Annotated in this window: 20 protein-coding genes; 13 read left to right on the forward strand and 7 right to left on the reverse strand. The window is 60.6% G+C overall.

Annotation, left to right across the window (positions count from 1 at the left end; all coding sequences use genetic code 11):
* The first annotated feature begins 312 nt into the window (after positions 1-312).
* The 10 genes from EDF70_RS15245 to EDF70_RS30005 all read left to right on the forward strand — a co-directional run bounded on the left by EDF70_RS15245 (position 313) and on the right by EDF70_RS30005 (position 11,035).
* Positions 313-1,965 (forward strand): ABC transporter substrate-binding protein, encoded by a 1,653-nt coding sequence (locus tag EDF70_RS15245; protein WP_132274997.1) that lies wholly within the window; start codon positions 313-315, stop codon positions 1,963-1,965.
* Positions 1,966-1,992: 27 nt separating this feature from the next.
* Positions 1,993-3,003 carry an ABC transporter permease gene (locus EDF70_RS15250; protein ID WP_132274999.1) on the forward strand — a complete coding sequence of 337 codons (1,011 nt, stop codon included), beginning with the start codon at positions 1,993-1,995 and terminating at the stop codon, positions 3,001-3,003.
* Positions 3,000-3,848, forward strand: coding sequence for an ABC transporter permease (locus EDF70_RS15255; RefSeq protein ID WP_132275002.1), 849 nt, complete (start codon positions 3,000-3,002; stop codon positions 3,846-3,848). The genes EDF70_RS15250 and EDF70_RS15255 overlap by 4 nt, the downstream gene beginning before the upstream one ends.
* Positions 3,827-5,560 carry an ABC transporter ATP-binding protein gene (locus tag EDF70_RS15260; RefSeq protein ID WP_132275005.1) on the forward strand — a complete coding sequence of 578 codons (1,734 nt, stop codon included), beginning with the start codon at positions 3,827-3,829 and terminating at the stop codon, positions 5,558-5,560. Before EDF70_RS15255 ends, EDF70_RS15260 begins: the two co-directional genes overlap by 22 nt.
* Positions 5,557-6,639, forward strand: coding sequence for an LLM class flavin-dependent oxidoreductase (locus EDF70_RS15265; RefSeq protein WP_132275008.1), 1,083 nt, complete (start codon positions 5,557-5,559; stop codon positions 6,637-6,639). Before EDF70_RS15260 ends, EDF70_RS15265 begins: the two co-directional genes overlap by 4 nt.
* Positions 6,640-6,786: 147 nt before the next feature.
* Entirely contained in the window at positions 6,787-7,890 is a 1,104-nt protein-coding gene (locus EDF70_RS15270) for an LLM class flavin-dependent oxidoreductase (protein ID WP_132275011.1), read from the forward strand.
* A gap of 72 nt (positions 7,891-7,962) precedes the next feature.
* A complete protein-coding gene (locus EDF70_RS15275; protein ID WP_132275014.1) occupies positions 7,963-9,144 on the forward strand; it encodes an acyl-CoA dehydrogenase family protein in 1,182 nt (393 codons plus the stop codon).
* 28 nt (positions 9,145-9,172) lie between these two features.
* Positions 9,173-9,733 carry an FMN reductase gene (msuE, locus tag EDF70_RS15280; RefSeq protein WP_132275016.1) on the forward strand — a complete coding sequence of 187 codons (561 nt, stop codon included), beginning with the start codon at positions 9,173-9,175 and terminating at the stop codon, positions 9,731-9,733.
* A gap of 30 nt (positions 9,734-9,763) precedes the next feature.
* Complete coding sequence (locus EDF70_RS15285; RefSeq protein ID WP_132275019.1) at positions 9,764-10,768, forward strand: C-terminal binding protein; 1,005 nt, start codon at positions 9,764-9,766, stop codon at positions 10,766-10,768.
* Between the two features lie 114 nt (positions 10,769-10,882).
* The gene (locus EDF70_RS30005) at positions 10,883-11,035 is read left to right on the forward strand and encodes a hypothetical protein (protein ID WP_165932038.1); all 153 of its coding nucleotides are present in this window, start codon (positions 10,883-10,885) and stop codon (positions 11,033-11,035) included.
* Positions 11,036-11,041: 6 nt separating this feature from the next.
* Here the strand turns inward: EDF70_RS30005 and EDF70_RS15290 are convergent, their stop codons facing one another.
* The 4 genes from EDF70_RS15290 to EDF70_RS15305 form a co-directional block, all read right to left on the reverse strand.
* Positions 11,042-11,797, reverse strand: a complete 756-nt coding sequence (locus tag EDF70_RS15290) for an ATP-binding cassette domain-containing protein (RefSeq protein WP_132275022.1) — start codon at positions 11,795-11,797, stop codon at positions 11,042-11,044.
* Positions 11,794-12,705, reverse strand: coding sequence for an iron chelate uptake ABC transporter family permease subunit (locus EDF70_RS15295; protein ID WP_245519211.1), 912 nt, complete (start codon positions 12,703-12,705; stop codon positions 11,794-11,796). The genes EDF70_RS15290 and EDF70_RS15295 overlap by 4 nt, the downstream gene beginning before the upstream one ends.
* A gap of 46 nt (positions 12,706-12,751) precedes the next feature.
* Entirely contained in the window at positions 12,752-13,723 is a 972-nt protein-coding gene (locus EDF70_RS15300; RefSeq protein WP_132275027.1) for an ABC transporter permease, read from the reverse strand.
* A 75-nt stretch (positions 13,724-13,798) separates the two neighbouring features.
* The gene (locus tag EDF70_RS15305) at positions 13,799-14,728 is read right to left on the reverse strand and encodes a siderophore ABC transporter substrate-binding protein (RefSeq protein WP_132275030.1); all 930 of its coding nucleotides are present in this window, start codon (positions 14,726-14,728) and stop codon (positions 13,799-13,801) included.
* 179 nt (positions 14,729-14,907) lie between these two features.
* On the opposite strand from EDF70_RS15305, the gene EDF70_RS15310 reads away from it, so the two are divergent.
* The gene (locus EDF70_RS15310) at positions 14,908-16,410 is read left to right on the forward strand and encodes a glycosyl transferase family protein (RefSeq protein ID WP_132275031.1); all 1,503 of its coding nucleotides are present in this window, start codon (positions 14,908-14,910) and stop codon (positions 16,408-16,410) included.
* A 65-nt stretch (positions 16,411-16,475) separates the two neighbouring features.
* Here the strand turns inward: EDF70_RS15310 and EDF70_RS15315 are convergent, their stop codons facing one another.
* The 3 genes from EDF70_RS15315 to EDF70_RS15325 form a co-directional block, all read right to left on the reverse strand.
* Entirely contained in the window at positions 16,476-18,509 is a 2,034-nt protein-coding gene (locus EDF70_RS15315) for a TonB-dependent receptor (protein WP_245519212.1), read from the reverse strand.
* Between the two features lie 299 nt (positions 18,510-18,808).
* Positions 18,809-21,238 (reverse strand): glucose/quinate/shikimate family membrane-bound PQQ-dependent dehydrogenase, encoded by a 2,430-nt coding sequence (locus EDF70_RS15320; RefSeq protein WP_165932039.1) that lies wholly within the window; start codon positions 21,236-21,238, stop codon positions 18,809-18,811.
* Positions 21,239-21,580: 342 nt separating this feature from the next.
* Positions 21,581-22,027 (reverse strand): MarR family winged helix-turn-helix transcriptional regulator, encoded by a 447-nt coding sequence (locus EDF70_RS15325; protein ID WP_132275873.1) that lies wholly within the window; start codon positions 22,025-22,027, stop codon positions 21,581-21,583.
* 56 nt (positions 22,028-22,083) lie between these two features.
* On the opposite strand from EDF70_RS15325, the gene EDF70_RS15330 reads away from it, so the two are divergent.
* Together EDF70_RS15330 and EDF70_RS15335 are read left to right on the forward strand one after the other, a co-directional pair.
* The gene (locus EDF70_RS15330) at positions 22,084-22,836 is read left to right on the forward strand and encodes a thioredoxin family protein (RefSeq protein ID WP_132275875.1); all 753 of its coding nucleotides are present in this window, start codon (positions 22,084-22,086) and stop codon (positions 22,834-22,836) included.
* A 42-nt stretch (positions 22,837-22,878) separates the two neighbouring features.
* Positions 22,879-23,343, forward strand: a complete 465-nt coding sequence (locus EDF70_RS15335; protein WP_132275877.1) for a DUF1579 domain-containing protein — start codon at positions 22,879-22,881, stop codon at positions 23,341-23,343.
* The last annotated feature ends 19 nt before the right edge of the window (positions 23,344-23,362 follow it).

Raw genomic sequence — 23,362 nt, forward strand, 5'->3', positions numbered from 1 at the left:
AAATAATCTACTAAGTCCATAGAAAGAGAATGATCGGTCTTCCTCGTTGACGCTGTCTTGCCTAGGCTTGCTCTCATGATTTTTGTCAAACCAACACGAAGACGCATCTGTAGCGAATAGGCAAAAGCCTCCCTCGTTCATTCACCAGCAACCCGTCCTCTGAGCGGGCGCCCTCGCCGAGCGGTTCATCCATCGGCGAACGGTTTTCTGCGCGCTTTTTACAGCGCCGACAGGATCAGAACGCATCTGCGGAACGGGGGAATCCGATCCGCAACCAGAACCGGCAACAACGTCAAGCCTCAGGATTTACCCATGACCGACCGTTCCACCCTTCTGTCTCTTTCCCGACGCCGCCTGTTGCTGACCGCGTCAGCTTTGGCTGCCGTAACACTTGTCGCGACAACCGGCCTGTCTCCGGTTCTGGCCGCCGACACACCCAAGGAGGGCGGCGACATCACCTTCCTGATCGACTCGCTGGGCGATACCTGGATCCCCAACAACAGCGCGATCTCCAGCTTTCAGGGCCATATCTGGGGCCATGTCACCGACAAGCTTCTCTACGTCGATGCCGAGGGCAAGGTCAGCCCTTGGCTTGCCGAACGCTGGGAGCAGAACGACAACGCCACCGAATTCACCCTTCACCTGAAGAGCGGTGTGACCTTCTCCGATGGCGAGCCGCTGGATGCCAAGGCCGTCGTTGCCAATCTCGATATCTGGTATGCCGGTCGCAAGAACGAAGGCATCAACCCGATCGGCCTCTTCCCGAAAACCTATGACCGCGCCGAAGCCGTCGATGCCGCCACGGTGAAGGTCTTTTTCAAGAAGCCGACACTCGGTTTCATTCCCACACTCGGTTATCACGGCTCGATCCTGATCTCGCCAAAGAGCATCGCCCAGCCTGCCTCGGCACAGGCGGATCTCAGCAAGACCGCCGGCAGCGGCCCTTATGTGGTCGAGAGCTGGAAAGAGGGCGACCACGTCACACTCACCAAGCGCAAGGACTATAACTGGGGACCGGCAGCCGTCGGCCATACCGGCCCGGCCTTCCTCGATACGATTACCTACAAGCTGGTCTCGGAACCATCGCTGCGCGTCGCCTCGGTTCAGTCCGGACAGGCGGATGTCGCCTATAACGCATCGCCCCAGGAATTGAAGTCGCTCAAGGAAGAAGGCTTTACCGTCGCCACGCCGCGTTATCTCGGTTTCGTCAATGGCTGGGCGGTCAACACCAAACATGCCCCATATGACGACGTGAAGGTACGCCAGGCGCTGCAGGCCGGCATCAACCGCCAGGAAATCATCGACACCGTCTATACGCCGGACTGGAAGCTCGCGACCTCGTTCATCCAGAGCAACGTGCCCGGAGCGACCGACCAGAGCGCGCTTCTGGCATTTGACCCGGCCAAGGCCGAAAAGCTGCTCGACGAGGCCGGCTGGGTGAAGGGCGCCAATGGCATCCGCGCCAAGGACGGCAAGGAACTGGTGCTGACCATCCATTCCAACCCCTATCTCGCCACCTCGAAATCGGTCGACGAACTGATCGCGCAGCAGCTCGGCAAGCTCGGCTGGAAGGTCGTCATCCGCGCCTATGACGTCGTGACCTACGGCGAAAAGGTGAAGTTCGGCGGCGCTGCCGTGCCGACCTATGAAGTGACACGCAGCTTCATCGATGCAGGCACCGTGGCCGGCATCCTCACCAATGCCAACAACGGCGAGAACTGGTTCGCGCTGGATGACCGCGACGCCAAGATCAACGAGCTGCGCGACAGTATCGCCGGTGCCGGGTCCTTCGATGAACGCAGCCCGCTCTTGAACGACCTGCAGAAGCATGTCCTCGACCAGGGTTATTTCATCCCGCGCACCCAGATCGTCCAGCGCATCTACGTGCAGTCGCCGACGCTGAAGGGCGAGACCTATAACGGCGTGGCTTACGCCAGCTATTACACGGCCTTCATCGCCGACTAACGCAACCGAACCATGCGAGGCACCGGCATGAGCAATGCCTACCTAACCTACGCCGCCAAGCGGCTCGGCCAGGCGGTCGTCGTCATCCTGCTGGCCTATGTCTTCACCTTCGTGGTCGTCAGCATCCTGCCTGGCGACCCGATCACCAGCGTTTTGCGCAACCCGCAGAACGGTTTTTCCGAACAGGAAATCGGTGAAATCATCGCGGCACAGGGGCTGGACCAGCCGGTTCTGGTGCAGTTGTGGCATTCGCTCTCTGGCTTCCTGACCGGCGATCTTGGCGTGTCGATGCGCTCCAACCGGCCCGTATCGACGCTGATCGCCGAAGTCATTCCCTCGACGCTGATCCTGGCGTCGAGCGGACTGGCGGTCGCTCTTTTCCTGGCATTCGCGGTCGCCTACGGCACGCAGGTGCTGCCGAAGCGCTACGGCCAGGGGTTGCTGCGGGCATTCCCGTCACTCTTCCAGTCGACGCCCAATTTCGTCATCGGCCTGTTCCTCATTCATCTTTTCGGTTTTCAGCTCAGGCTGTTCCGCGTCATCGAGCCCGACAGTTTCTGGGCCACCCTGTTTGCGGCAATCACGATCGGAATTCCGTTCTCGGCGCAGATCGCCGAAGTGCTGATCGCCAATCTCGATCACGAGGCCAAACAGGAATATGCCTCGGTTGCCCGCAGCCGCGGCATCGGCCAGCGGCGCCTGTTTACGAGACACCTCCTGAAGCCTGCGTCGCTGCCGGTCGTCACCGTCATCGCATTGACGGTCGGCGAACTGCTTGGAAACTCCCTCATCACCGAGACCGTTTTTGGCCGCACGGGTCTTGGCAGTCTCGTCCAGCGGTCGGTCAGCACGCAGGATCTGCCTGTGCTGCAGGCCATTGTTTCGCTCGGCGCCGTCGTGTTCGTGCTCGTCAACCTGATCGCCGACCTGCTGTATCCACTGCTCGATCCGCGCGTCAAAATGGTCGTGGGGAAAAAATACCGGTCCACAGCCGCCGGTGAACCGTCTCTTGACCCGACCAAAGCGGTGAATCCATGACTTTTGTATCGAACTCCTCCCTCCCCGTCAGCCGGTGGCAGGAGTGGCGCGCCGCTCTTCGCATGCCCACTATCGTCGCCCTGTCCTTTGCCGTGATCGCGATCGTCATCGCCTGGTCGCTGGCGCCGCAGCTGTTCACCACATACAGCCCGGTCGTCGGCGTTCCGGCCGACAAACTCCTCGGTCCCAGCCTGTCGCATTGGTTCGGCACCGACCATCTCGGCCGCGACCTCTATACCCGCGTCGTCTATGGCACCGCCTCATCCGTATCGAGCGCGCTTGTGGCGGTCGTCATCGGTGTTCTGTTCGGCGGGCTGATCGGCCTTCTGGCGGGTTTTCTCGGCGGCTGGGTCGATATCCTGTTGGCGCGTCTGGTCGACGTGCTGCTGTCCATCCCGAAATTTCTGCTGGCGGTGATCATCGTCACGGCCATCGGCTTCGAGACCATCAACGCGGCGATTGCAACCGGCATTTCGGCCGTGGCGTTTTTTGCCCGCGTCACTCGCTCCGAAGTCATCAAGACACGGCAGGCGACCTTCGTGGAAGCCTCGTTCCTGTCGGGCGGCTCGCGCTGGTATATCCTCTCACGCCACGTTGTGCCCAATGCCTCGCGCTCGGTGCTGCCGCTGGCCGTGCTGCAGTTCGGCGAGTCCATTCTGGTGATCGCCAGCCTGGCCTTCCTCGGCTACGGCGACCCGCCGCCTTCCTCCGACTGGGGCCTGCTGATCTCGATCGGCAAGGATTACCTCAAATGGCCGTGGCTGGTTTACGCCCCCGCTTTCGTAACGATCGTGACCGTCCTCTCTGTGAACAGGATCAGCCGATGGCTTCGCAAGACAGACTGAATACCCATCTCACCGCTATCAAGACTGTAGCCTCCCATGCAGCCAACCCGACATCATTGGTGCGCGCGGAAAATCTTTCGGTTTCCTATGGCGGCAACAAGGTCGTCCATGATGTGAGCTTCGAGCTGGGCCGCGGCAAGAGCCTTGCGCTGATCGGCGAATCCGGCTCGGGCAAATCGACGATCGCCCGTGCCGTTCTGCGGCTGCTTCCGAGCGGCGGCCACGCCAGCGGAAAGGTGGTGTTTGACGGGCAGGATGTGCTGTCGCTGTCCGAGCGTCAGTTCCGGCCATTGCGCGGACGCGCCATCGGCTTCGTACCGCAGGATCCCGGCAATTCGCTCAACCCGGTTCGCACGATCGGTGCGCAGGCGATGGAGGCGGCCGCCCTGACCGACGAGCCCAATGCTTCGATCCGCAAGGAACTCATTCTTGAGACCTTCGCGCAGGTGGGGCTCGACAACCCGCAGCGGGTCTACGATTCCTATCCGCACCAGCTCTCCGGCGGCATGTTGCAGCGTGTGCTGATCGGCCTTGCCGTTCTACCCCGCCCCGCCCTTCTGGTCGCCGACGAACCGACCTCTGCGCTCGACGTGACGATCCAGAAGCGCATTCTCGATCTCCTCACCCGCCTGCAGCACGATCTGGATATCAGCCTGCTGCTGATTACCCACGATCTGGCGATTGCTGCCGAACGCGCCGACCAGCTTGTGGTGCTGAAAGACGGCAGCGTGCAGGAAGCCGGCAAAACCGCATCGGTATTTTCGTCGCCGACGTCTGCCTATGCCCGCAAACTGCATGCCGATGTGCCGGCGCTCAACCCGAACCGTTATGCAAAACTGAGAGATCCGGGTTTCCGCCTGCTCGACGGCAAAACCGCCAAGGCCCCGAAGATCGAGGTCAATTCCATCACCAAGACATTCGAGGTCGATGGCAAGGTGCTGACCGCCGTCGATGACGTTTCGTTCGCGGTTCCGGCCGGCACCACCCATGCGCTGGTCGGCGAATCCGGCTCGGGCAAGACCACGACGATCCGGCTGCTGCTCGGGCTGGACGAACCCGATACCGGCAGCATTTCGGTTGCCGGCGACGACCTGGCCGGCCGGTCGCAAAAAGATCTGCGCGCGGTCTGGCGTCACCTGCAACTGGTCTACCAGAATCCTTTCACCTCGCTCGACCCGACATGGACGGTGGAGCGTCTGGTGCGCGAACCTCTCGACCGCTTCAAGATCGGTACGGCGGCAGAGCGGACACAGCAGGTGCGCGAGGCGCTCACCAATGTCGGTCTGGCCGACCATCTCCTCTCCCGCAAACCGGGTGCGCTTTCGGGCGGCCAGCGCCAGCGCGTGGCGATTGCAAGGTCTCTGGTGCTGAAGCCGGATGTCATCGTTCTCGATGAACCGACCTCGGCGCTCGATGTCAGCGTGCAGGCGGATATCGTCGAGGTGCTTCTGTCGCTGCAGGCAAAGCTTGGCCTGACCTATGTGTTCGTGTCGCATGATCTGGCGCTGGTGCGCCAGCTTGCCCACACCGTCTCGGTCATGCAGCGCGGACGCATCGTCGAGCACGGCACTGTTGGCGACATTTTCGACAACCCGAGCCACGCCTATACGGCGACGCTGCTGGAATCCATCCCCTCCGGTCTCTCTGGCGACACATCCGAGGCGGCGCATCGGCGCGTATCGCGCGCCGAGCGCAAGGAGGCGTTTGCATGACCATCGCCCTGCCGACCACCACCCTGCCCGCCGCGTTCCGGCCCAAACAGCGGTTGGGTTTCAACACCCGCGTCTCCTTCAACGACGATGATGGTCCCGCCAAAGGGCTGCGCGACGGCATCGAGCTTTACCGGCAGGCCGAACAACTGGGTTATCAATCCGGCTGGGCCTATCAGCGGCATTTCGACCATTACCTCTCATCGCCGCTGCCCTTCTTCGCGGCAGCCGGACAGCATACAAGCCGCATCACGCTCGGATCGGCCGTCATCCCCATGCGCTATCAGGACCCGATCCTTCTGGCGGAAGCAGCCGGCACCACCGACCTACTGATAGGCGGCCGGCTGGAACTGGCCATCTCGACCGGTGCGAGCGGTGCCTTCGACGCCGTTTTCGGCACGGTCGAAACCGATGCGCGCACCGAAGCCAAACGCCGGCAGGCGCGTTTCCTCTCGGCACTTTCGGGCGACGTCCTTCACACGGTGACGGAAGCGGGTCAGGGCGCGCCAAAAGGTGCCGAGCTTCGCGTCACACCCCACAGCCCGACACTGCGGTCGAGAATTCGCCAGGGTTCCGCCAGCCTGAGTTCCGCCGTGCAGGCTGCCGAACTGGGGATCGGCCTGATCTGCGGCACCGTGCAGCACGATCAGGACGATGGCGAGACTTTTGGTGCCTATCAGGCCCGCATCATCGAGGCCTATCGCAGCAACTGGCGCCGGATCTGGGGCACCGAGCCGCCGTCCGTTGCCGTTGCCGCATCCATTCTGGTCGGCACCACGCCGGATCTGCGCGAAAAATACGCGGCCTATGATCTGGATCGCCGCACCAATGGCATCGCGGCGTCGCGCCCCAAGGGTGCGCTCATCCCCGCGGCTCAGCCAGCCGGAGCGCAGATTTCACCGGTGTTTCAGGGTGCACCCGATGAGGTTCTGGAAGCCGTGTTCAATGATCCGGGTCTGGCGGCAGCGGACGAGATCATCCTCTTCCTGCCGCCCGCCTTTGGTTTGGCCGAAAATATCCGGCTGCTGACCGATCTGGCCGAAACGGTTGCCCCGAGCCTCGGATGGTCGCCCGCCGTCTAGCCGCCTTCTCGATGCGGGTTTCGTCTCACGCACCGCAACAGACAATATTTTCTACGAACTGAATAGAAAACGAAAGACCCGTGTTTTTCACCTTTCATTGCCCGGCCTAACCTCAAGCCAACGGTCGGTTATCTCAAGGAGTTCAAAATGACTGCGGAATTCATCAGCGTCAGCTTTCCCAATGAATCGAACGACCTCAACCCCATTCCGGATGCACCGGTCGATCCGCTTTTCCTCGAGCGTTACGCACGCGCACTCGATGATTACGGTTTCAACTACACGCTGATCCCCTATTCCTCGTCCTCCTTCGATCCGTTCACGCTTGGCGCGACCGTTCTTGCCCACACGAAGAATATCAAGATCATCGTCGCGCTGCGCCCGAACACGGTTTATCCGACCGTTGCGGCCAAATCGCTCGCCACGCTAGACCAGCTGAGCGGCGGCCGTGTCGTCGTCCACTTCATTGCCGGCGGCAGCGATGAGGAACAGGCCCGCGAAGGCGATTTCCTCAACAAGGAAGAGCGTTACGAGCGGCAGGAGGAATATATCCGTATCCTGCGCCTCGCATGGTCATCCAAGGAAGCCTTCGATTTCGACGGCAAATATTACCAGTTCAAGCAGTTCCGCAGCGCCGTGCGCCCGACCAATGGCACGATCCCGATTTCGCTCGGCGGTTCCTCCGACGCGGCTTACCGCATCGGTGGCTCGCTGTGCGACATTTTTGGCCTGTGGGGCGAGCCGCTGGCGGAAACCAAGCAGCAGATCGACCGCGTCTATGCCGAAGCGGCCAAGGCCGGCCGCACCGATCGCCCGCGCATCTGGGTCACCTTCCGTCCGATCGTGGCCGAAACCGACGAACTGGCCTGGGAAAAGGCGCACAAGGTTCTCGACCAGCTGACAGCCAACCGTCAGAAGGGCCTGCATCGCGCTCCGGTCAACGCTCCGGCCCCGGCCAATGTCGGTTCGCAGCGTCTTCTCGACATCGCCAAACGCGGCGACGTGCATGACCGTGCCCTCTGGTACCCGACCGTCACCGCCACCAATGCCAGCGGCGCGACCACTGCGCTTGTCGGCTCGCCACGCACGATCGCCGACAGCATTCTCGATTACATTGATCTCGGCTGCGACCTGATCTCCATCCGCGGTTACGACAACTACAATGATGCGGTCGATTACGGTCGCTACATCCTGCCGCTGGTGCGCGAAGGCATTCGCGAGCGGGAAGACGCAAAAAAGAAGGCTGCCGCATGATTTTGCGGCCCGGCTCACAAGGCCGGGCCGTCTGCCTCCAGCTCACGTAAACAGCCAGAAAGCCCAGACCGCATGTCCCATCATCCCATCGTTCCCGAGGAAACCGTCCGCATCATCGCGGAGGCCGCACCTGAGGCGGATCGCACCGGAGAGTTTCCGTGGACGGGTATTCGTGCCGTACATGCGAGCGGGCTTCTGGAAACGACCGTTGCCACCCGTTATGGCGGCAAGGGCGGCACACTTGCGGATGTCGGCCACATTCTGGCGGCACTTGGACGCGGCGATCCGTCGGTGGCGCTGATCAGCGCCATGACCATCTTCAACCATCTCGGACAGGCGACCAAAAGCCATTGGCCGGAAGATCTCTACAAGCGCCTGCTGGCGGAAGCCGGGCAGAAGCCGCTTCTGCTCAATGCCGCGCGTGTGGAGCCTGAACTGGGATCGCCCGCCCGCGGCGGCCTTCCGGCCACCATCGCTCGACGCACCGCGACCGGCTGGTCGATCACCGGTCGCAAGCGCTTCGTGACCGGCGCCCATGGCCTCACGCATTTCCTCGTCTGGGCGCATACCGACGAGACACCCGCTCGCGTCGGCACGTTCGTGGTGCCGAACGGATTGCCCGGCATTCATGTGATCGAAAACTGGAACAGCCTCGGCATGCGCGCCACCGGCTCGCATGACGTCCAGTATAGCGATGTCGCGATCCCGGCCGGCAATGCCATCGACCTCGTCGACCCATCGGCGGCGCAGCAGGACAACCGCGCCCATGCCGCCTTCAATCTGGCGCTGACCGCGATCTATCTCGGTGCCGCCGAGGCGGCGCAGGCCGCCTTCATCCGTTTCGCGCATGAGCGCGTGCCGGCCAATCTCGGACATCCGATTGCGCGCACCGAACGGTTCATTACCCTTTCGGGCGAAATCGACCTTCTGGTTTCCGGTGCCCGGCAGATCATTTTCGATACGCTGGAACACAATAGTGTCGATGCCGAACGGCTGATCCGGGCGAGATTGCTGGCCGGCCGGCAGTTGCGCGATGCCGTGCAGCTTGCGGTGCGCAGCATCGGCAATCCGGGCCTCAGTGCCGACCTCGGCATCGAACGGCATTTTCGCGATGTCCAGTCGGTGTTGGTTCACGCGCCACAGGAAGACACATCGGTGGCCATCCTCGGCCGCGCAGCATTCGGCCGATGGAACCACGAGCAAACCGTGCAGGCAGCCTATCCGGACACACTGCCCATCCTCAAAACCGCATGACAGCGATCAAGTCGCGAAAGGAATTTCTATGAGCAACGATCTTATCGTCGGTTTTTCGGGCAATCTCTCCCGCCCGTCGAGCACACGCCGTTTTGTCGAGAGCGTGACCGAGCAGTTGGGACGGCAGACGGGCCTCAGCCACGTCGTCTATGATGTCGAAGACCTCGGCACCTCGCTTGCCGCAGCCCGCTCGGTTTCCGACCTTAATCCGGCCGCCAGAAAGATCATCCGCACGATCATCGAGGCGGAAGCGCTGGTCATCGGTTCGCCCACCTACAAGGGCAGCTATACCGGCCTGTTCAAGCATGTTTTTGATCTGCTCGATCCGGCAGACCTGCGCGGCAAGCCGATCATTCTGACGGCAACCGGCGGCGGCGAGCGGCATTCTCTGGTCGTCGAGCACCAGCTTCGTCCACTGTTCGCATTTTTCGAAGCCTTCGTTCTGCCGACCGCGATCTACGCTTCCGGCCGCGATTTCACCGATGGTGTTGCCTCTCCGGTCATTCTCGGTCGTGTCAATCAGGCACTGGCGGAAGCCTCGCTTCTGGTGAAGGCCCGCGCAGCGGTGACAGCGATTGCAGCGGAATAAAGCCGGAAACCCGATATCCGCAGGATCGACATGACAGATGCCAGAAAATATGTGGTCGGCATTACCGACCACATGATCGGTTCGCCCGATCTCGAAGCGGACATCCTTGGGGACGATGTCGAGATCGACTTCTTCGCAAACACCGATGAAACGACGTTCGATCCATCACGACTGGCAAGGCTCGATGCCCTGATGGTGTGGGGCGCCCGGCTGGGGCCGCGCAGCATAACAAGCCTTACCCGTTGTCGCGGTGTGGTGCGTTATGGCGTCGGCTACGAGAAGATCGACCTTGCGGCGCTTGCCCATGCCGGCATTCCTTTCGCCAACAATCCCGATTACGGGACGGAGGAAGTCGCCGATCATGCGCTGGCTATGATCCTGTCGCTGCACCGGCGCCTGTGGGAACACGATTTTCGTGCACGCACCTACACATCCGGCTGGCAGGTTCATAGCCTGAAGCCACTTCCGCGCTCCAACAAGGCAACTGTCGGCGTGGTTGGTGTCGGCCGCATCGGCACGGCAGTGGTCAACCGGCTGAAACCTTTTGGCTTCCACATTCTCGGTTACGATCCCGGCCAGCCGCCCGGTCATGAAAAGGCAATTTCCTACGAGCGCACCGACCGTCTCGACGATCTGTTGGCGCAGTCCGACATCGTTACCTTTCATTGCCCGGCGAACGCCGAGACACGCGCCCTGCTGGATGCCGAAGGCCTTGCGCGCCTGAAGCCCGGCGCGATCATCGTCAACACCGCCCGAGGCGAGCTGCTGGATGATCTCGATGCACTGGAAGCGGCGTTGCGCAGCGGCCATCTTGCAGCCGCTGCCATCGATACGCTGGCTCAGGAGCCTCCTCCGGCTCACCCTTTGCTCACCGCATGGCGGGAGCGCGAGGAATGTCTGGCCGGACGGCTGGTGATCACGCCGCACAATGCCTTCTATTCCGACCACGCCGCCATCGAGATGCGCACCAATGCGGCACGGACGGTGAGAATATTGCTGGATGAGGGCCGATTGCGAAACCGGATCGTGGAGTAAACCCGCCAATTCACGGTAATTCCTGACCGATACCGTAGAAATACGCAGTTGCCGCTTGGCCTGCCTGACATCCGCCCTAGTTATATAACGGGCGGCAACAAAGAGGTAAGAACAATGGCACTGGCCGACAGGATCGCAAAATTCGAACAGACCAACCAGGTCGCATTCGGGATCATCGAGGCGGAAGCTGCAGCGCGTGAACAGAAGACCGAGAAATTGCGTCAGGCGCGCCTGATGCAGACGCGCAAATCCGACAACGATGATTGATCGGGCTCAATAAAACGTGGCGATGCGATTGCCGTCGAGTTCATGCACCTTGAACTCGGTGGCGTAGATTTCCGAGAGAATGTCTTCGCGAACGATCTCGGCCGGTGGCCCCTGTAGCAGAAGCTTGCCATCGCGCATGACCACGATGTGGTCGGAATAACAGGACGCGAAATTGATATCGTGCAGAACGACCACGACCGTCTTGCCGAGATCGCGCGCAGAACCACGCAGCAGCTTCATCATCGATACCGAATGGCTGATATCGAGATTGTTGAGCGGTTCGTCGAACAGCATGTAATCGGTGTCCTGACACAGGACCATCGCCACGAAGGCACGCTGGCGCTGGCCGCCCGAAAGCTCGTCGATAAAACGGTGACGGAAATCACCAAGCCCGAGATAGGCGATGGCACGCTCCACATGATCGCGATCTTCGAGCGTCGGCCGTCCCTTGCTGTAGGGGTAACGGCCGAAAGTCACGAGATCGGTAACCGTCAGGCGGGCAGTCAAATGATTGTCCTGCCGCAGGATGGACAGCCGTTTTGCCAGCACATCACCCGAAACCTTTGTTACGTCGAGGCCATCGACCATGACGGTACCCGCATCCATGGGCATCAGCCGTGCGATCATCGACATCAGCGTCGATTTGCCGGCGCCATTGGGACCTATGATCGAGGTCAGGCCACCCTTCGGCAAGGTCAGCGTGACACCATCGACCACGAGCGATTTGCCATAGGATTTGCTGATTCCGGCGATCTCGATCATCGGTTGCGCCCTTTCAGAAGGAAGAGGATGAAGAACAGGCCGCCGGCAAACTCGATGATGATCGACAAGGCCGTGTCGAAGGCAAAAAGCCGTTCCAGAATGGTCTGCCCACCCACGAGGCAGAGAATGGAGATCAGCACGGCGGCCGGCAGCGTATAGCGGTGGCGGCTGGCCGGAATGATCAGATAGGCAAGATTGGCGACCAGAAGGCCAAAGAACGTGACCGGCCCCACCAGCGCGGTGGAGACGGAAATCAGGATGGCGACGAGGATCAGGATCCTCGTGGTTGCCGCCTGATAATCGAGCCCCAGCGAGATCGCCATGTCGCGGCCAAGCGCCAGCACATCGAACGTGTCGCGCATGCGCCAGATGAAGAAGGTGACGCCCGCCACAAGCGCTGCGGAAACGCCGACAAGCGTGCCGTCGGTGATGTTGAAGCTGGCGAACAGCCGGTCCTGCAACACGACGAAATCGTCGGGATTGATGATCCGTTGCAGGAAACCGGACAGGCTGCGGAACAGCACGCCGAGCACGATGCCGACCAGCACCAGCAGATGGATGTTCTGCGCATGGCCGGAAAACAGAAACCGGAACAGCAGCAGCGAGAAGCCGATCATGGCCGCCACTTCGAGAACGAACATCAGCCGCGGATCAATGGCAGAGGTTGCCGCCGCGCCGAGAGTGAACACGAGAACCGTCTGCAGCAGCACGTAAAGCGCATCAAAACCCATGATCGAGGGGGTGAGGATGCGGTTGCCGGTAATGGTCTGGAACAGCACGGTCGATACCGAAATCGCATAGGCCACGATCACCAGGGCGGCGAGCCGCGTACCGCGGAAACTGAGGACGAATGACCAGCTTCCGCGTGCACCAAGTGTCATGAAGGAGACAGCCGAGATCAGGGCCATTGCGGTCAGGATGGCAAGGGTGATCAGCGAGGTCTTGCGCAGCGCTTCAGGCGACACGGTTGCGCCTCCCCAGCAGCAGATAGAGGAAAAAGAGGCTGCCGACGATGCCAAGAACCGCACCGACCGGGATTTCGAACGGGGCATTGATGACCCGCCCGATGATATCGCAGACAAGCACGAGGGCTGCGCCGCACAGGCCGATCCATGGCAGGCTGCGGCGCAGATTGTCGCCCATGATCATGCTGACGACATTCGGCACGATCAGCCCGAGAAACGGCACGACGCCGGCGGTGACGACGACACAGGCCGTCACCATCGACACGATGACGAGACCGAGTGTCATCACCTTGCGATAGTCGAGCCCGAGATTGCTGGAAAAATCCTCGCCCATGCCGGCGACTGTGAACCGGTCGGCGGCAACGTAGGCGGCGATGGTCAGGGCAAAGGCAATCCAGAGGATTTCATAACGGCCGCGCAGAACGATGGAAAAATCGCCGCTCGACCAGGCGCCAATCGATTGCAGCAGATCAAAGCGGTAGGCGAAAAACGTGGTGACCGCACTGATCATGCCGCCGAGCATGATGCCGACCAGCGGTACCATCAGGATGGAGCGCAAGGGAATGGCGCGCAGGATGGACAGGAACAGCGCCGTGCCGGCCATGGAGAAAGCGGCGGCCACCAGCATCTTGAAAATAACCGGCATATCCGGTGCGATCAGCAGCACGGTGAGCATCCCGAGGCTCGCCGATTCCACCGTGCCGGCGGTGGACGGTTCGACAAACCGGTTGCGCGCCAGCATCTGCATGATCGTGCCGGCGATCGCCATGCCGGAGCCGGCCAGAACAAGGGCAATGGTGCGCGGCACGCGGCTTGCCGCCAGCACCATCAGATCCCGCTGGTCCGCTGTGCCCGAAAACAGATCAAGCGGAGACACATCGCGCACGCCGACGAACAGGCTCACAACGGCCAATAGGAAAGTCAGCAGCAGGGCGGGCAGGAACAGTTTCAACGGCAAAATCTGGATATTCCGGAAAAGGTTGAACCGCGCAGGGTGGCGCGGTTCATTCAGCGAACGATGTGGCTGGCTTCTACGTTAGTTACTGGCGATTGCCTTGGAAAGCTGATCGACGCTTTTCTGCATAGCGGTGATACCGCCACCAACGAGATACCAGGCGACCGGATCGAGATAGACGACATGGTTGTTCTTCCATGCCGTCGTCTGGCCGACGACGTCGTTGTCGAGCATCTTCCTGGCGGCGCCATCACGGCCGATCGCGGCATCGCGATCGATCACGAACAGCCATTCCGGGTTCTTTTCGAGGATATATTCATAGGAGGTCGGGTTGCCATGTGTTCCCTTGGCTCCGGTCGTTTCCGCCGGCACGAAACCGTAATCGGAAAACAGCATGCCGAAACGCGAGTCGGGACCATAGCTGCTCATCTTGCCCCCCGTGGTCAGCACCAGCAGCGACTTGCCCTGCTGTCCGGCCTTGGCCTTCAGATCGGCCGTCGAGGCGGCGAGCTTTTCAAGCAGCGCTTCCGCTTCCTTTTGCTTGCCGAAGATCTTGCCGAGGTTGCGAACATTTTCCTGTGCTTCGGGAAGGAACTTCTCGGCACTGACGGTCAGATCGATTGTCGGGGCAATCTTGGCAAGATCCGCATATTTTGCGCTGGAGCGGCCGGCAACGATGATCAGGTCCGGTTCGGCGGCATTGACGGCTTCGTAATCCGGCTCGAAAAACGTGCCGATCTTGGCAACATCTTCACCGGCATATTTGGAGAGATAGTCCGGCTTGTTGCCGGCAGGTACGCCGGCCACATCCACGCCAAGCGCAGTCAGTGTATCGAGCGTTGCGAGATCGAAGGTCAGGACCTTCTTGGGGACCTGCGAAAACGTCGTCTCGCCCTTGGAATGTTTGATGGTGACGTCGGCGGCTTTTGCCTGAAACCCGGAAAACCCGAGAGAAATGACGCCCGCCATGACGGCCATGGCAAATCGGGAGGGCCGCTTCGTCGTCTTCATGTCCATTCCTTTGTCATGGCTGATACGGTCGCGGATCAATGCTGCGTTATCAGCCGAAACTTAAGTTGAGTAATTATGTACACTTATGTAGGGAGTGCTTAAGGGTCAACCGATGTCATTTAGAGACGATCTAAATTGCGCATCGGACAAATCGATGGGCATGACGGGAACGAACAGGCATGGCAGGTGACGGGCATGGCCTCGGCCGGAAAGTGGATGACAGTGGTGCGGGCGCGTTCAGCCAGGTCAAATTGCTGGTGGCATTTGACGCGCTCCTGCGCGAAGGCAGCGTCAGCCGCGCCGCCGCCAGCCTGAAACTGCAGGTTTCCGCCGTCAGCCGCATGCTGTCCGATCTGCGCAAGCTTTATGACGATCCGATTTTCATCCGCACCGGGCAGGGCATGCGGCCCACCCCCTTTGCCGAAACCCTGCGCCTACGGGTTCGAGGGCTGGCGTCCGAGACGGAAGTGCTGCTAGCCGCGACCAACGGCACGCCTTTGGCTAAATCCGCCGTCTTGCCGGTGGCAGACCATGTAACCGCGCCTCTCTCACCCGCCCCCGTGCCAGACAATTGGTCGGTCGAAACCCGAACCGGGATCATTCCGCTTTCGGTCACACCGGCGGATCAGCTTGAAGCGGCACCGACACCTCGCAGCAAAGCCATCCGCATGGCGACAATCGGTGACAATGCTGATCCGCACCGGCGGCTGGCACGCTATATCGCGACAACGGCGCCGGGACCGGGCCAGAGCCGGCCACTGACGCAGGAAGAAGCACGCGATGCGCTCGCCCTCATCCTCGACGGCCAGGCCGATCCATTGCAGATCGGCGCGCTGCTGATGACGATCCATTATCGCGGCGCGAGCGCCAGCGAACTGGCCGGTTTTGCCGAGGCGATCCGCAATACGATGACGATCCCCGCCCGCTTCACCCGGCCGGATCTGGACTGGCCGGCCTATGTCTCTCCCAAGATACGCACGGCACCATGGTTCCTGCATGCGGCCCGGTTGGTGGCGATGGCGGGTCACAAGGTGTTTCTGCATGGCCATTACGGCAGCGGGCCGGAAAGTGGCAAGCTGGAGATGGCGGCCGAAGATTGCGGAATTCCCGTTTGCCTGACACTCGCAGAAGCGAGCGAAGCGCTAAACCACCAGGGGATCGCTTTTGCCCCGCTTGGTGCGCTCGCGCCGCAGACGCGCTGCCTGCTTGGCCTGCATGCGATGTTCGAAATGCGCAATCCGCTGCATTCCGCCATCCACATGATCAACCCGCTCAGCGCGAAAACCGCGATCCTCGGAGCTTCGCAATCATCGCGGCGTGACCTCTATCGAGACGTGGCGCGTCATCTTGATCTGCCCAATATCGCCTTGATCGGATCGGTTCGAGACGTGGCGGAATATACGCCAGGCCGCATGGTCAAGATCTTTCGCATGGCCTCCGGCGTGGACGCGGATACGACGGTTGCGGCTGGCAGGAAAGTCAAGCCGGGCACCAGCGGCATGCTGACCCAGCGGGAATACTGGCAGGCCATCTGGTCAGGTGCCGCCCGCGACGAATGGGCCGAAGCGGTGATACTGAAGACCGCAGCCGTGGCGTTTCTGGCACTGTCCGGCGATCCGCAGGCACGGTTCGATGATTGCGTGAAACGGGCTGGTGAACTGTGGGCTGAGCGCAAGCGATAGACCACCTGCGGCGAAACAGGAAAGGCAAACGCGAAGCTTTTCCGCGTTTGCCTTGATCTTCACGCTCAGAACGTCTTGGTGACGCTCAACCAGAACCGACGGCCTTCCATCGTGGTGTTGAAGTCCGTCTGCTCCACCTTCTTGTCGAAGACGTTGTAGATGGCGCCGTTGACCGTGACGCTGTCGTTGATTGCGTATTTCGCGCCGAAATCGACCATCGTGTAAGGATCGTATTTTCGTCCGGCAGCACCATTGATGGTGACAGGCGTGCCGCTGGTGCCGATGCGCGCGCCCGACGCGATTTCCTCGCCGTGATAGTTCACCGATACCCAGGTTTCCAGCCCTTCGACCGGTGTTATCCAGTCAGCGCGGACATTGGCGATATGTTCCGGAGTGCGCGCCAGCGGGAAGCCGGCATAGGCACCGGTCTGCTGTTCCGAGTGCGTGTAGGTATAGCTGCCGCGGAAGGATAGATCCGGGGTCGCATGCCAGGTGGCGGTCAGTTCAAGCCCTTGGATGATCGCATCGTCGATATTGTAGTTGTACCAGAGACGGTAGTTCGGATCCTCGCTCCAGCGAACCGGATTGCCGGCTGCATCCGTTACCAGCGCATTGGCGATCTTGTCCTTGAAGTCGGTGTAGAAATAGGTGGCGCCGAGGCTGACATCGCCATTGTCCCACAAGGCGCCGATTTCGTAGCTCGTGCTCGTCTCGGCCTTGAGGTTCGGATCTGCGATAATCACTCCGCAAGTGCCGGTCGGGCCGTAGGAGCAACCGCCGCCGCCGGTCGTGTAGACATAACCTGGCGCGATGCTGCGGATATCCGGCGCACGAAATCCGGTGGAGATACCGCCCTTGATCGTCAGATCGTTGGTGGCATTCCAGACGCCATAAAGGCGTGGGCTGAGGTGATAGCCATATTCTTCATGATGATCGCTTCTCAGGCCCCCGGTGAGGGCGAAATCATCGAAGATGCGCCATTCGTCCTCGGCAAATACGGCCCATTGCGTGGCCGAAAAGGCCTCCGTGACACCAGTGCGGCGGCCGGGATTCTGGTCGCGCAGATGCGCTTCGAAATACTGGCCGCCGGTGACAAGCGTGTGCGACCCGAGCAGTTCGAACGGCGTCGTGAATTTGCCATCGATGACAGTGTTGCGGATTTCCGGTGCTCGGGCATTGCGGTCGAAGGCATCGCGAGACGGATTGAATGTGTAGTTCTCGCGCTGTGCCCATTCCTGCAGAATGGAGAATTCCGACGTCGTCGGCCCCCAGCGGCCGGTATGCGACAAAGACCAGTGATCACGACCATTCTGGTTATAGGTGCCATTGGCACCGGCGGCCAGCGTGTTGGGTGCGGAGGCTTCGCGGCGGACATTCTGGCGACCGGCTTCGAGGATAATGTCGTGGTCTTCGTTGGGCGTCAGCGACAGACGGCCGGTAAGATCGAATTCCTTGGCCGATGTCGTGCCGCTCAGGAAACGGTCCTCGGAGCGGGTGAGGCCTCTTCCCCAGATCTGCAGGCCGAGCGTATCCTGAATGACCGGACCATTGGCGTAAAACGAGCCCTGCCCGGAATTTCCGAATTTCGAATGCTGCTGGATCGTCGCATCGGTGCTGACGCTGCCCGACCAGACATCAGAAACTTTTCGGGTGATGATGTTGATGACACCGCCCATGGCATCGGATCCGTAAAGCGACGACATCGGGCCGCGCACGACTTCGATCCGCTCAATGGCGGCAGCCGGCGGCATGAAATTCTGCTCGTAACCGGAATTGCCGTTGGTACGCGCATCACGCGTGCTCTGTCGTTTGCCATCGACAAGGATCAGCGTGTAGGAACCCGGCAGACCGCGGATAAAGATATCCTTTTCGTTTGCAACGCCGGTGACGGCGACGCCCTGCACCTCTCGCAGCGCATCCGTCAGATCGCGATAAGCGCCTTTTTCCAGATCTTCGCGGGTGACAACGGTAATGCTCGCCGGCGCTTCCTTGACGTTCTGCGCAAAACCGGATGCGGTAACGACAAGCTGTTCAAGAACGGTTTCTTCGCCTTCCTGTGCATAGGCTGCGGGTGAGAAACCGAGAGCCGTTCCGGCCAAAGCCAGAGCTATATAGCGATTTGAGATACCGGCTTTTGCCTTACGCGTTGCGGTGTGACGATCGAGCTGGGACCCCGGCTCAACAAAATACTGCATCATGTCCCCCGACATTAATATGACAAAACAAGTCCACTTAATGAATGGGGCTCTGAGGGGTCAATTCGGATGTTTTAGAAGAATTCCAAGTTCTAAAATACGCAAAGTCATGACCTCCTCGAGAGGTGGAGGTTTCCTTACTTCACCAACGAAAAATGCCCGGCTCATCACCGGGCATCTTCATATTCAAACGGCGATACCGATCAGTTCGGCAGCGCGTAGGCGATCACGTAATCACCACGATCGGGCGACTGGCGGGCGCCGCCGGCCGAGATGACCACATACTGCTTGCCCGTCTTAGGCGACTTGTAGGTCATCGGCGTGCCCTGGCTGCCAACCGGCATGCGGGCCTTCCAGATTTCCTTGCCCGTCGCCGAGTCGAAGGCGCGCAGATAGTAGTCCTGCGTGGCGGCGAAGAAGACCAGGCCGCCCTGGGTGGCGAGCGAGCCGCCGATGGTCGGCATGCCGATCGGGATCTTGACCCCCATCTTGATGCCGAACGGGCCAGTGTCTTCCACCGTGCCGAGCGGCACCTGCCACTTGATCTTCTGGCTATCCATGTCGATCGCCGTCAGCGAACCGAAAGGCGGTTCCTGGCAAGGAATGCCGAGCGCCGACAGGAAGCGGTTCTTGTCGACCGCGTAGGGCGTGCCCTTCATCGGCACGACGCCCATGACCGTGTTGGTGGCTTCCGAACCGCTGGAGACAGCGGTGGTCGGGGCGGCTTCCTTCATCTGGATCCACAGGCCGAGGCGCATGTCGTTGACGAAGATGGTGTTCGTCGTCGGGTCGGTGGAGAAACCGCCCCAGTTCATGCCACCCAGCGAACCCGGAAAGTTGAGTGCCAGATCCGTGCCCGGAACCGTGTAGACGCCATCATAACGCATGCCCTTGAAGGCGATACGGCACAACAGCTGGTCGAACGGCGTTGCACCCCACATGTCGCTTTCGGTCAGCGTCTGTGCGCCGATCTGCGGCATGCCGACAGACAGTTTCTGCGTCGGCGAGTAGGGTTCGTTAGGGATCTTGCCCGGAACGACCGGAACGTCCGCAACTTCCGTCAGCGGCTGGCCGGTGGCGCGGTCAAGCACCCAGATCTGGCCGGCCTTGGTGCCGAAGGTCAAAGCCGGAACCGTGGAACCGTCCTTCTTCTTGAAGTTGATGAAGGAGGGCTGCATCGGGGTGTCGAAGTCCCAGAGGTCGTTGTGAACCGTCTGGTAGACCCACTTTTCGCGGCCGGTCGTGGCATCGAGCGCCAGCATGGACGCGCCGTACTTGTGGTCGAGCGCCGTGCGGGTTGCACCGTAAAGGTCGACCGACGGGCTGCCGACCGGCAGGAACACCGTGTTGGATTCCGCGTCATAGGACGTGCCGGCCCAGACGTTCGGGGTCGAACGCGTATAGGTCTGGCCTTCCGGCGGAAGCTTGGTGATTTCCGGGTTGCCCGGATCGAATGCCCAGCGCAGTTCGCCGGTCACAACATCGAAGCCACGCATGACACCGCCCGGCATATCCACCTGGACGTTGTCGGCGATACGGCCGCCGATGATGATCGTCGTGCCGGCCACGGTCGGGGCTGCCGTCAGAACATATTGCGGGTCAGCAGCAGCACCGAGACCAACCTTCAGGTCAACGCGGCCATTGGTGCCGAAATCCGGGCAGAATGCGCCGGTATCGGCATCAAGCGCGATCAGTTCCGCGGTGATCGTGTTCATGATGATGCGGCGCTGGCAAATCGCACCTTCGGCAACCGTCACCGGGGTGACAGGCGTCGAACCATCGATCGTCGGCTGCACGAGCGGTGCGGCCGCGTCGAAATAGGCGAGGCCACGGCAACGCATCCAGACGGACGACTTTGCATTGATCTCGTTCTTCCAGATTTCTTTTCCGGTATCGGCATTGATGGCGATGACGTTGTTGTGCGGCGTGCAAAGATAAACGCGATCACCGATCTGCAGGGGCGTCAGCTGGTCTTCGGCACCGCCGCCGCCGGGGCTGATCGGGGTGTCACCGGTGCGATAGGTCCAGGCAACCTGAAGATCCTTGACGTTGTCGCGGGTGATCTGGTCGAGCGCTGCGAAGCGCGAACCGCCATTGGTGTTGCCGTAGGCTTCCCAGTTCTTCTGTTCCTTGGCCGGGTCGACGGGCGTCAGCGGCGCCGGCGTACCGGTGAAGGCAACGGTCGGATGCGGAACGAACATGCCGGCGAAACCGGCAGCCGAGGCAACGGCCAGAACGGCTGCAATCGCGAAGGAGGCGAGATAGGCGGGGGTCTTGCCGGCTGCCTTGCGCAGCAGCGGGAAGCTGAGTGCAACAACCGTTGCGCCGACGCCGATCGCGAGAAGACGCGAGATCAGCGGCCAGAAATCAAGGCCGGCATCCCAGATCGCCCACACAATGGTGGCGACGGTAACAAGGCCGAACAACAGCGCGCCTGATGGCTTGCGCAGAATGGTCAGCACACCGGAAAGAATGATGACGAGGCCGGCCAGCAGGAAATACCAGCTGCCACCGAGAGAGACGAGCTTACCGCCGCCGACGGCGAAAAACAGGCCCGCGAGAACGAGAACGGCACCGAGCACGAACAGCCATACCTTGGCTATCGTGGACAGGGCGCCCTGAGAGGCTTTCATTTTATCCCTAGCTCCAGTTTTGGATTCGACAGAGTCGACAGTGGAGGCCCTCGGCAGCATCAGGAGCGAAAAAAAGGATCAATTGCGACTACCGTGCTTCTGTTGAAGGCGCGCTGGCGGCATGCAGGCTCACGAAGAGACCGGCGGGTCGGGAGCGTCCTTGCGAGGACTTCATGACGCGGCATGCGCCCTCCCCTGCGCAAACAGCGACGGGCATTTCAAGCCCGTGCATGCGGTATAATGCCGCCTGCGACAAAATTGCAAGAGATTGTATGTACTATTTCGTACACAAACCGTTCACAGTTTTTGCATGTGTGCAAACATGCTGTTGTTCTCGTCTTTTCAGCGCATTGCAGCAAGCTTTTCGCGGGCGGACTGGCTGCCGCCGTGACCGAGTTCGACGTCGATTTCTTCATGCACGCGCGTCCAGATCGGCAGTGCCGCCGTCAGCATCGCCATGCCGGCATCGGTCAGCATCAGCAGTCTGCCGCGGCGATCTTTTGGGTCGACCTCGCTTTTCACAAGCCCGCGCCGCTCGAGAATCTTCAGCGCTGCAGTCAGTGTGGTGCGGTCCATGGCAAGCAGATCGCAGACGGATTTCATCGTCGCCGGCACAGGGCGATTGAGCGACATCATCAGCGAAAACTGGCCATTGTTCAGACCGATCGGCTTCATCGCCACATCAAAACGACGGGCAAGCGCACGCGCTGTCCTTTGCACGTGCAGACACAGGCAGGTGTCGCGCACATGCAGCGTGGTGGAGAACGGGATCGAATCGATATTTGACAGCATGAGATAATCATGTTGATATCAACCTAATCTGTCAAGGAAGAGGAGACCTGATGATGGATACAACTGTTTCCCCAACGAATGCCGTGATCGACCGCAACGAATGGCGCGATGCCCGCCTGAGATTGCTGGAACTCGAGAAGGAGGAAACCCGCCTGCGCGACAAGGTGCGGGCGGCGCGGCGGGCCCTGCCATGGGTGAAGGTGGCAAAGGACTATGCCTTCGACACCCGGACCGGCCGCAAGACGCTGGCCGAGCTTTTCGAGAACCGCAGCCAGCTTCTGGTCTATCATTTCATGCTCGGCCCCGATTGGGAGGAAGGCTGTATCGGCTGTTCCTTCTTCTGCGATCATATCGAAGGGGCGCTGCCGCATCTCAACAATCACGATGTCACCTGGATCGCGGTATCACGTGCACCGCTGTCCAAGATCGAAGCCTATCGTCACCGCATGGGCTGGAATTTCCCCTGGGTGTCGTCCTTCGGCAGCGAGTTCAATTACGATTACGACGTGTCGTTTTCGGCGCAAGAGCGGGCATCCGGCAGCGTCGAATACAATTACCGAAACGTGCCGACCGACCAGATCGCCGATGAGGAACACGGCATGTCATCCTTCTATCGCGACGCGGAAGGCGAGATCTTTCATACTTATTCGACCTATGCCCGCGGCGGCGAAGAAGTCTGCGGCACGCTGATGCTGCTCGACCGTGCGCCGCTCGGACGCAACGAAACCTCGACGATGAGTTTTCTCAAACGCCACGATGAATACGGGCAAAAGCCCGACAAGGCGCATACATCCTGCTGTCACTGAAGCCACCAAGGATAAAACGACATAAGGGAGGAAGACATGTCGATGACAATGGCAAAACCCCGCGCCGAACACGGCTTTCTCGACAGGCTTGTTGGCACATGGGATGTCACGTCCGAAATGAGCGAAGGCACACCATGGGTGGAAAACGTCCGCTCGCTCGCCGGCATATGGGTGATTGCCGAAGGCAATGGCGAGATGCCGGGCGGCGAAGGCCCGGCGACCACTGTGCTCACCCTTGGCTTCGATGCCGCCAAGGAAAAATATGTCGGCACATGGCTCGGCTCGATGATGGATAATCTCTGGGTCTATGAAGGCGAGATCGAACCGGACGGCAGGACGCTCAGCCTTTACACGACGGGCCCCTCGATGAGCGGCGACGGCATGGCCGATTATCGCGAGCAGATCACCTTTCTGACCGACGATCACCGCACCTTCACGTCCAGCGCGAAGCAACCGGATGGCAGCTGGAAATACTTCATGGAAGCGCATTATCGGCGTAAGGCCTGAGCTGACACGACAATAAACA

The organism is Neorhizobium sp. JUb45, assembly GCF_004343585.1.
In the GTDB taxonomy this organism is placed as follows: Bacteria; Pseudomonadota; Alphaproteobacteria; order Rhizobiales; family Rhizobiaceae; genus Neorhizobium.

Bases quoted from the DNA above. Each gene is read 5' to 3' on its own strand.
- EDF70_RS15245 (WP_132274997.1), top strand. From the start codon at position 313: ATGACCGACCGTTCCACCCTTCTGTCTCTTTCCCGACGCCGCCTGTTG.
- EDF70_RS15250 (WP_132274999.1), top strand. From the start codon at position 1,993: ATGAGCAATGCCTACCTAACCTACGCCGCCAAGCGGCTCGGCCAGGCG.
- EDF70_RS15255 (WP_132275002.1), top strand. From the start codon at position 3,000: ATGACTTTTGTATCGAACTCCTCCCTCCCCGTCAGCCGGTGGCAGGAG.
- EDF70_RS15260 (WP_132275005.1), top strand. From the start codon at position 3,827: ATGGCTTCGCAAGACAGACTGAATACCCATCTCACCGCTATCAAGACT.
- EDF70_RS15265 (WP_132275008.1), top strand. From the start codon at position 5,557: ATGACCATCGCCCTGCCGACCACCACCCTGCCCGCCGCGTTCCGGCCC.
- EDF70_RS15270 (WP_132275011.1), top strand. From the start codon at position 6,787: ATGACTGCGGAATTCATCAGCGTCAGCTTTCCCAATGAATCGAACGAC.
- EDF70_RS15275 (WP_132275014.1), top strand. From the start codon at position 7,963: ATGTCCCATCATCCCATCGTTCCCGAGGAAACCGTCCGCATCATCGCG.
- msuE (WP_132275016.1), top strand. From the start codon at position 9,173: ATGAGCAACGATCTTATCGTCGGTTTTTCGGGCAATCTCTCCCGCCCG.
- EDF70_RS15285 (WP_132275019.1), top strand. From the start codon at position 9,764: ATGACAGATGCCAGAAAATATGTGGTCGGCATTACCGACCACATGATC.
- EDF70_RS30005 (WP_165932038.1), top strand. From the start codon at position 10,883: ATGGCACTGGCCGACAGGATCGCAAAATTCGAACAGACCAACCAGGTC.
- EDF70_RS15290 (WP_132275022.1), bottom strand. From the start codon at position 11,797: ATGATCGAGATCGCCGGAATCAGCAAATCCTATGGCAAATCGCTCGTG.
- EDF70_RS15295 (WP_245519211.1), bottom strand. From the start codon at position 12,705: ATGGCCCTGATCTCGGCTGTCTCCTTCATGACACTTGGTGCACGCGGA.
- EDF70_RS15305 (WP_132275030.1), bottom strand. From the start codon at position 14,728: ATGAAGACGACGAAGCGGCCCTCCCGATTTGCCATGGCCGTCATGGCG.
- EDF70_RS15310 (WP_132275031.1), top strand. From the start codon at position 14,908: ATGGCAGGTGACGGGCATGGCCTCGGCCGGAAAGTGGATGACAGTGGT.
- EDF70_RS15320 (WP_165932039.1), bottom strand. From the start codon at position 21,238: ATGAAAGCCTCTCAGGGCGCCCTGTCCACGATAGCCAAGGTATGGCTG.
- EDF70_RS15330 (WP_132275875.1), top strand. From the start codon at position 22,084: ATGGATACAACTGTTTCCCCAACGAATGCCGTGATCGACCGCAACGAA.
- EDF70_RS15335 (WP_132275877.1), top strand. From the start codon at position 22,879: ATGACAATGGCAAAACCCCGCGCCGAACACGGCTTTCTCGACAGGCTT.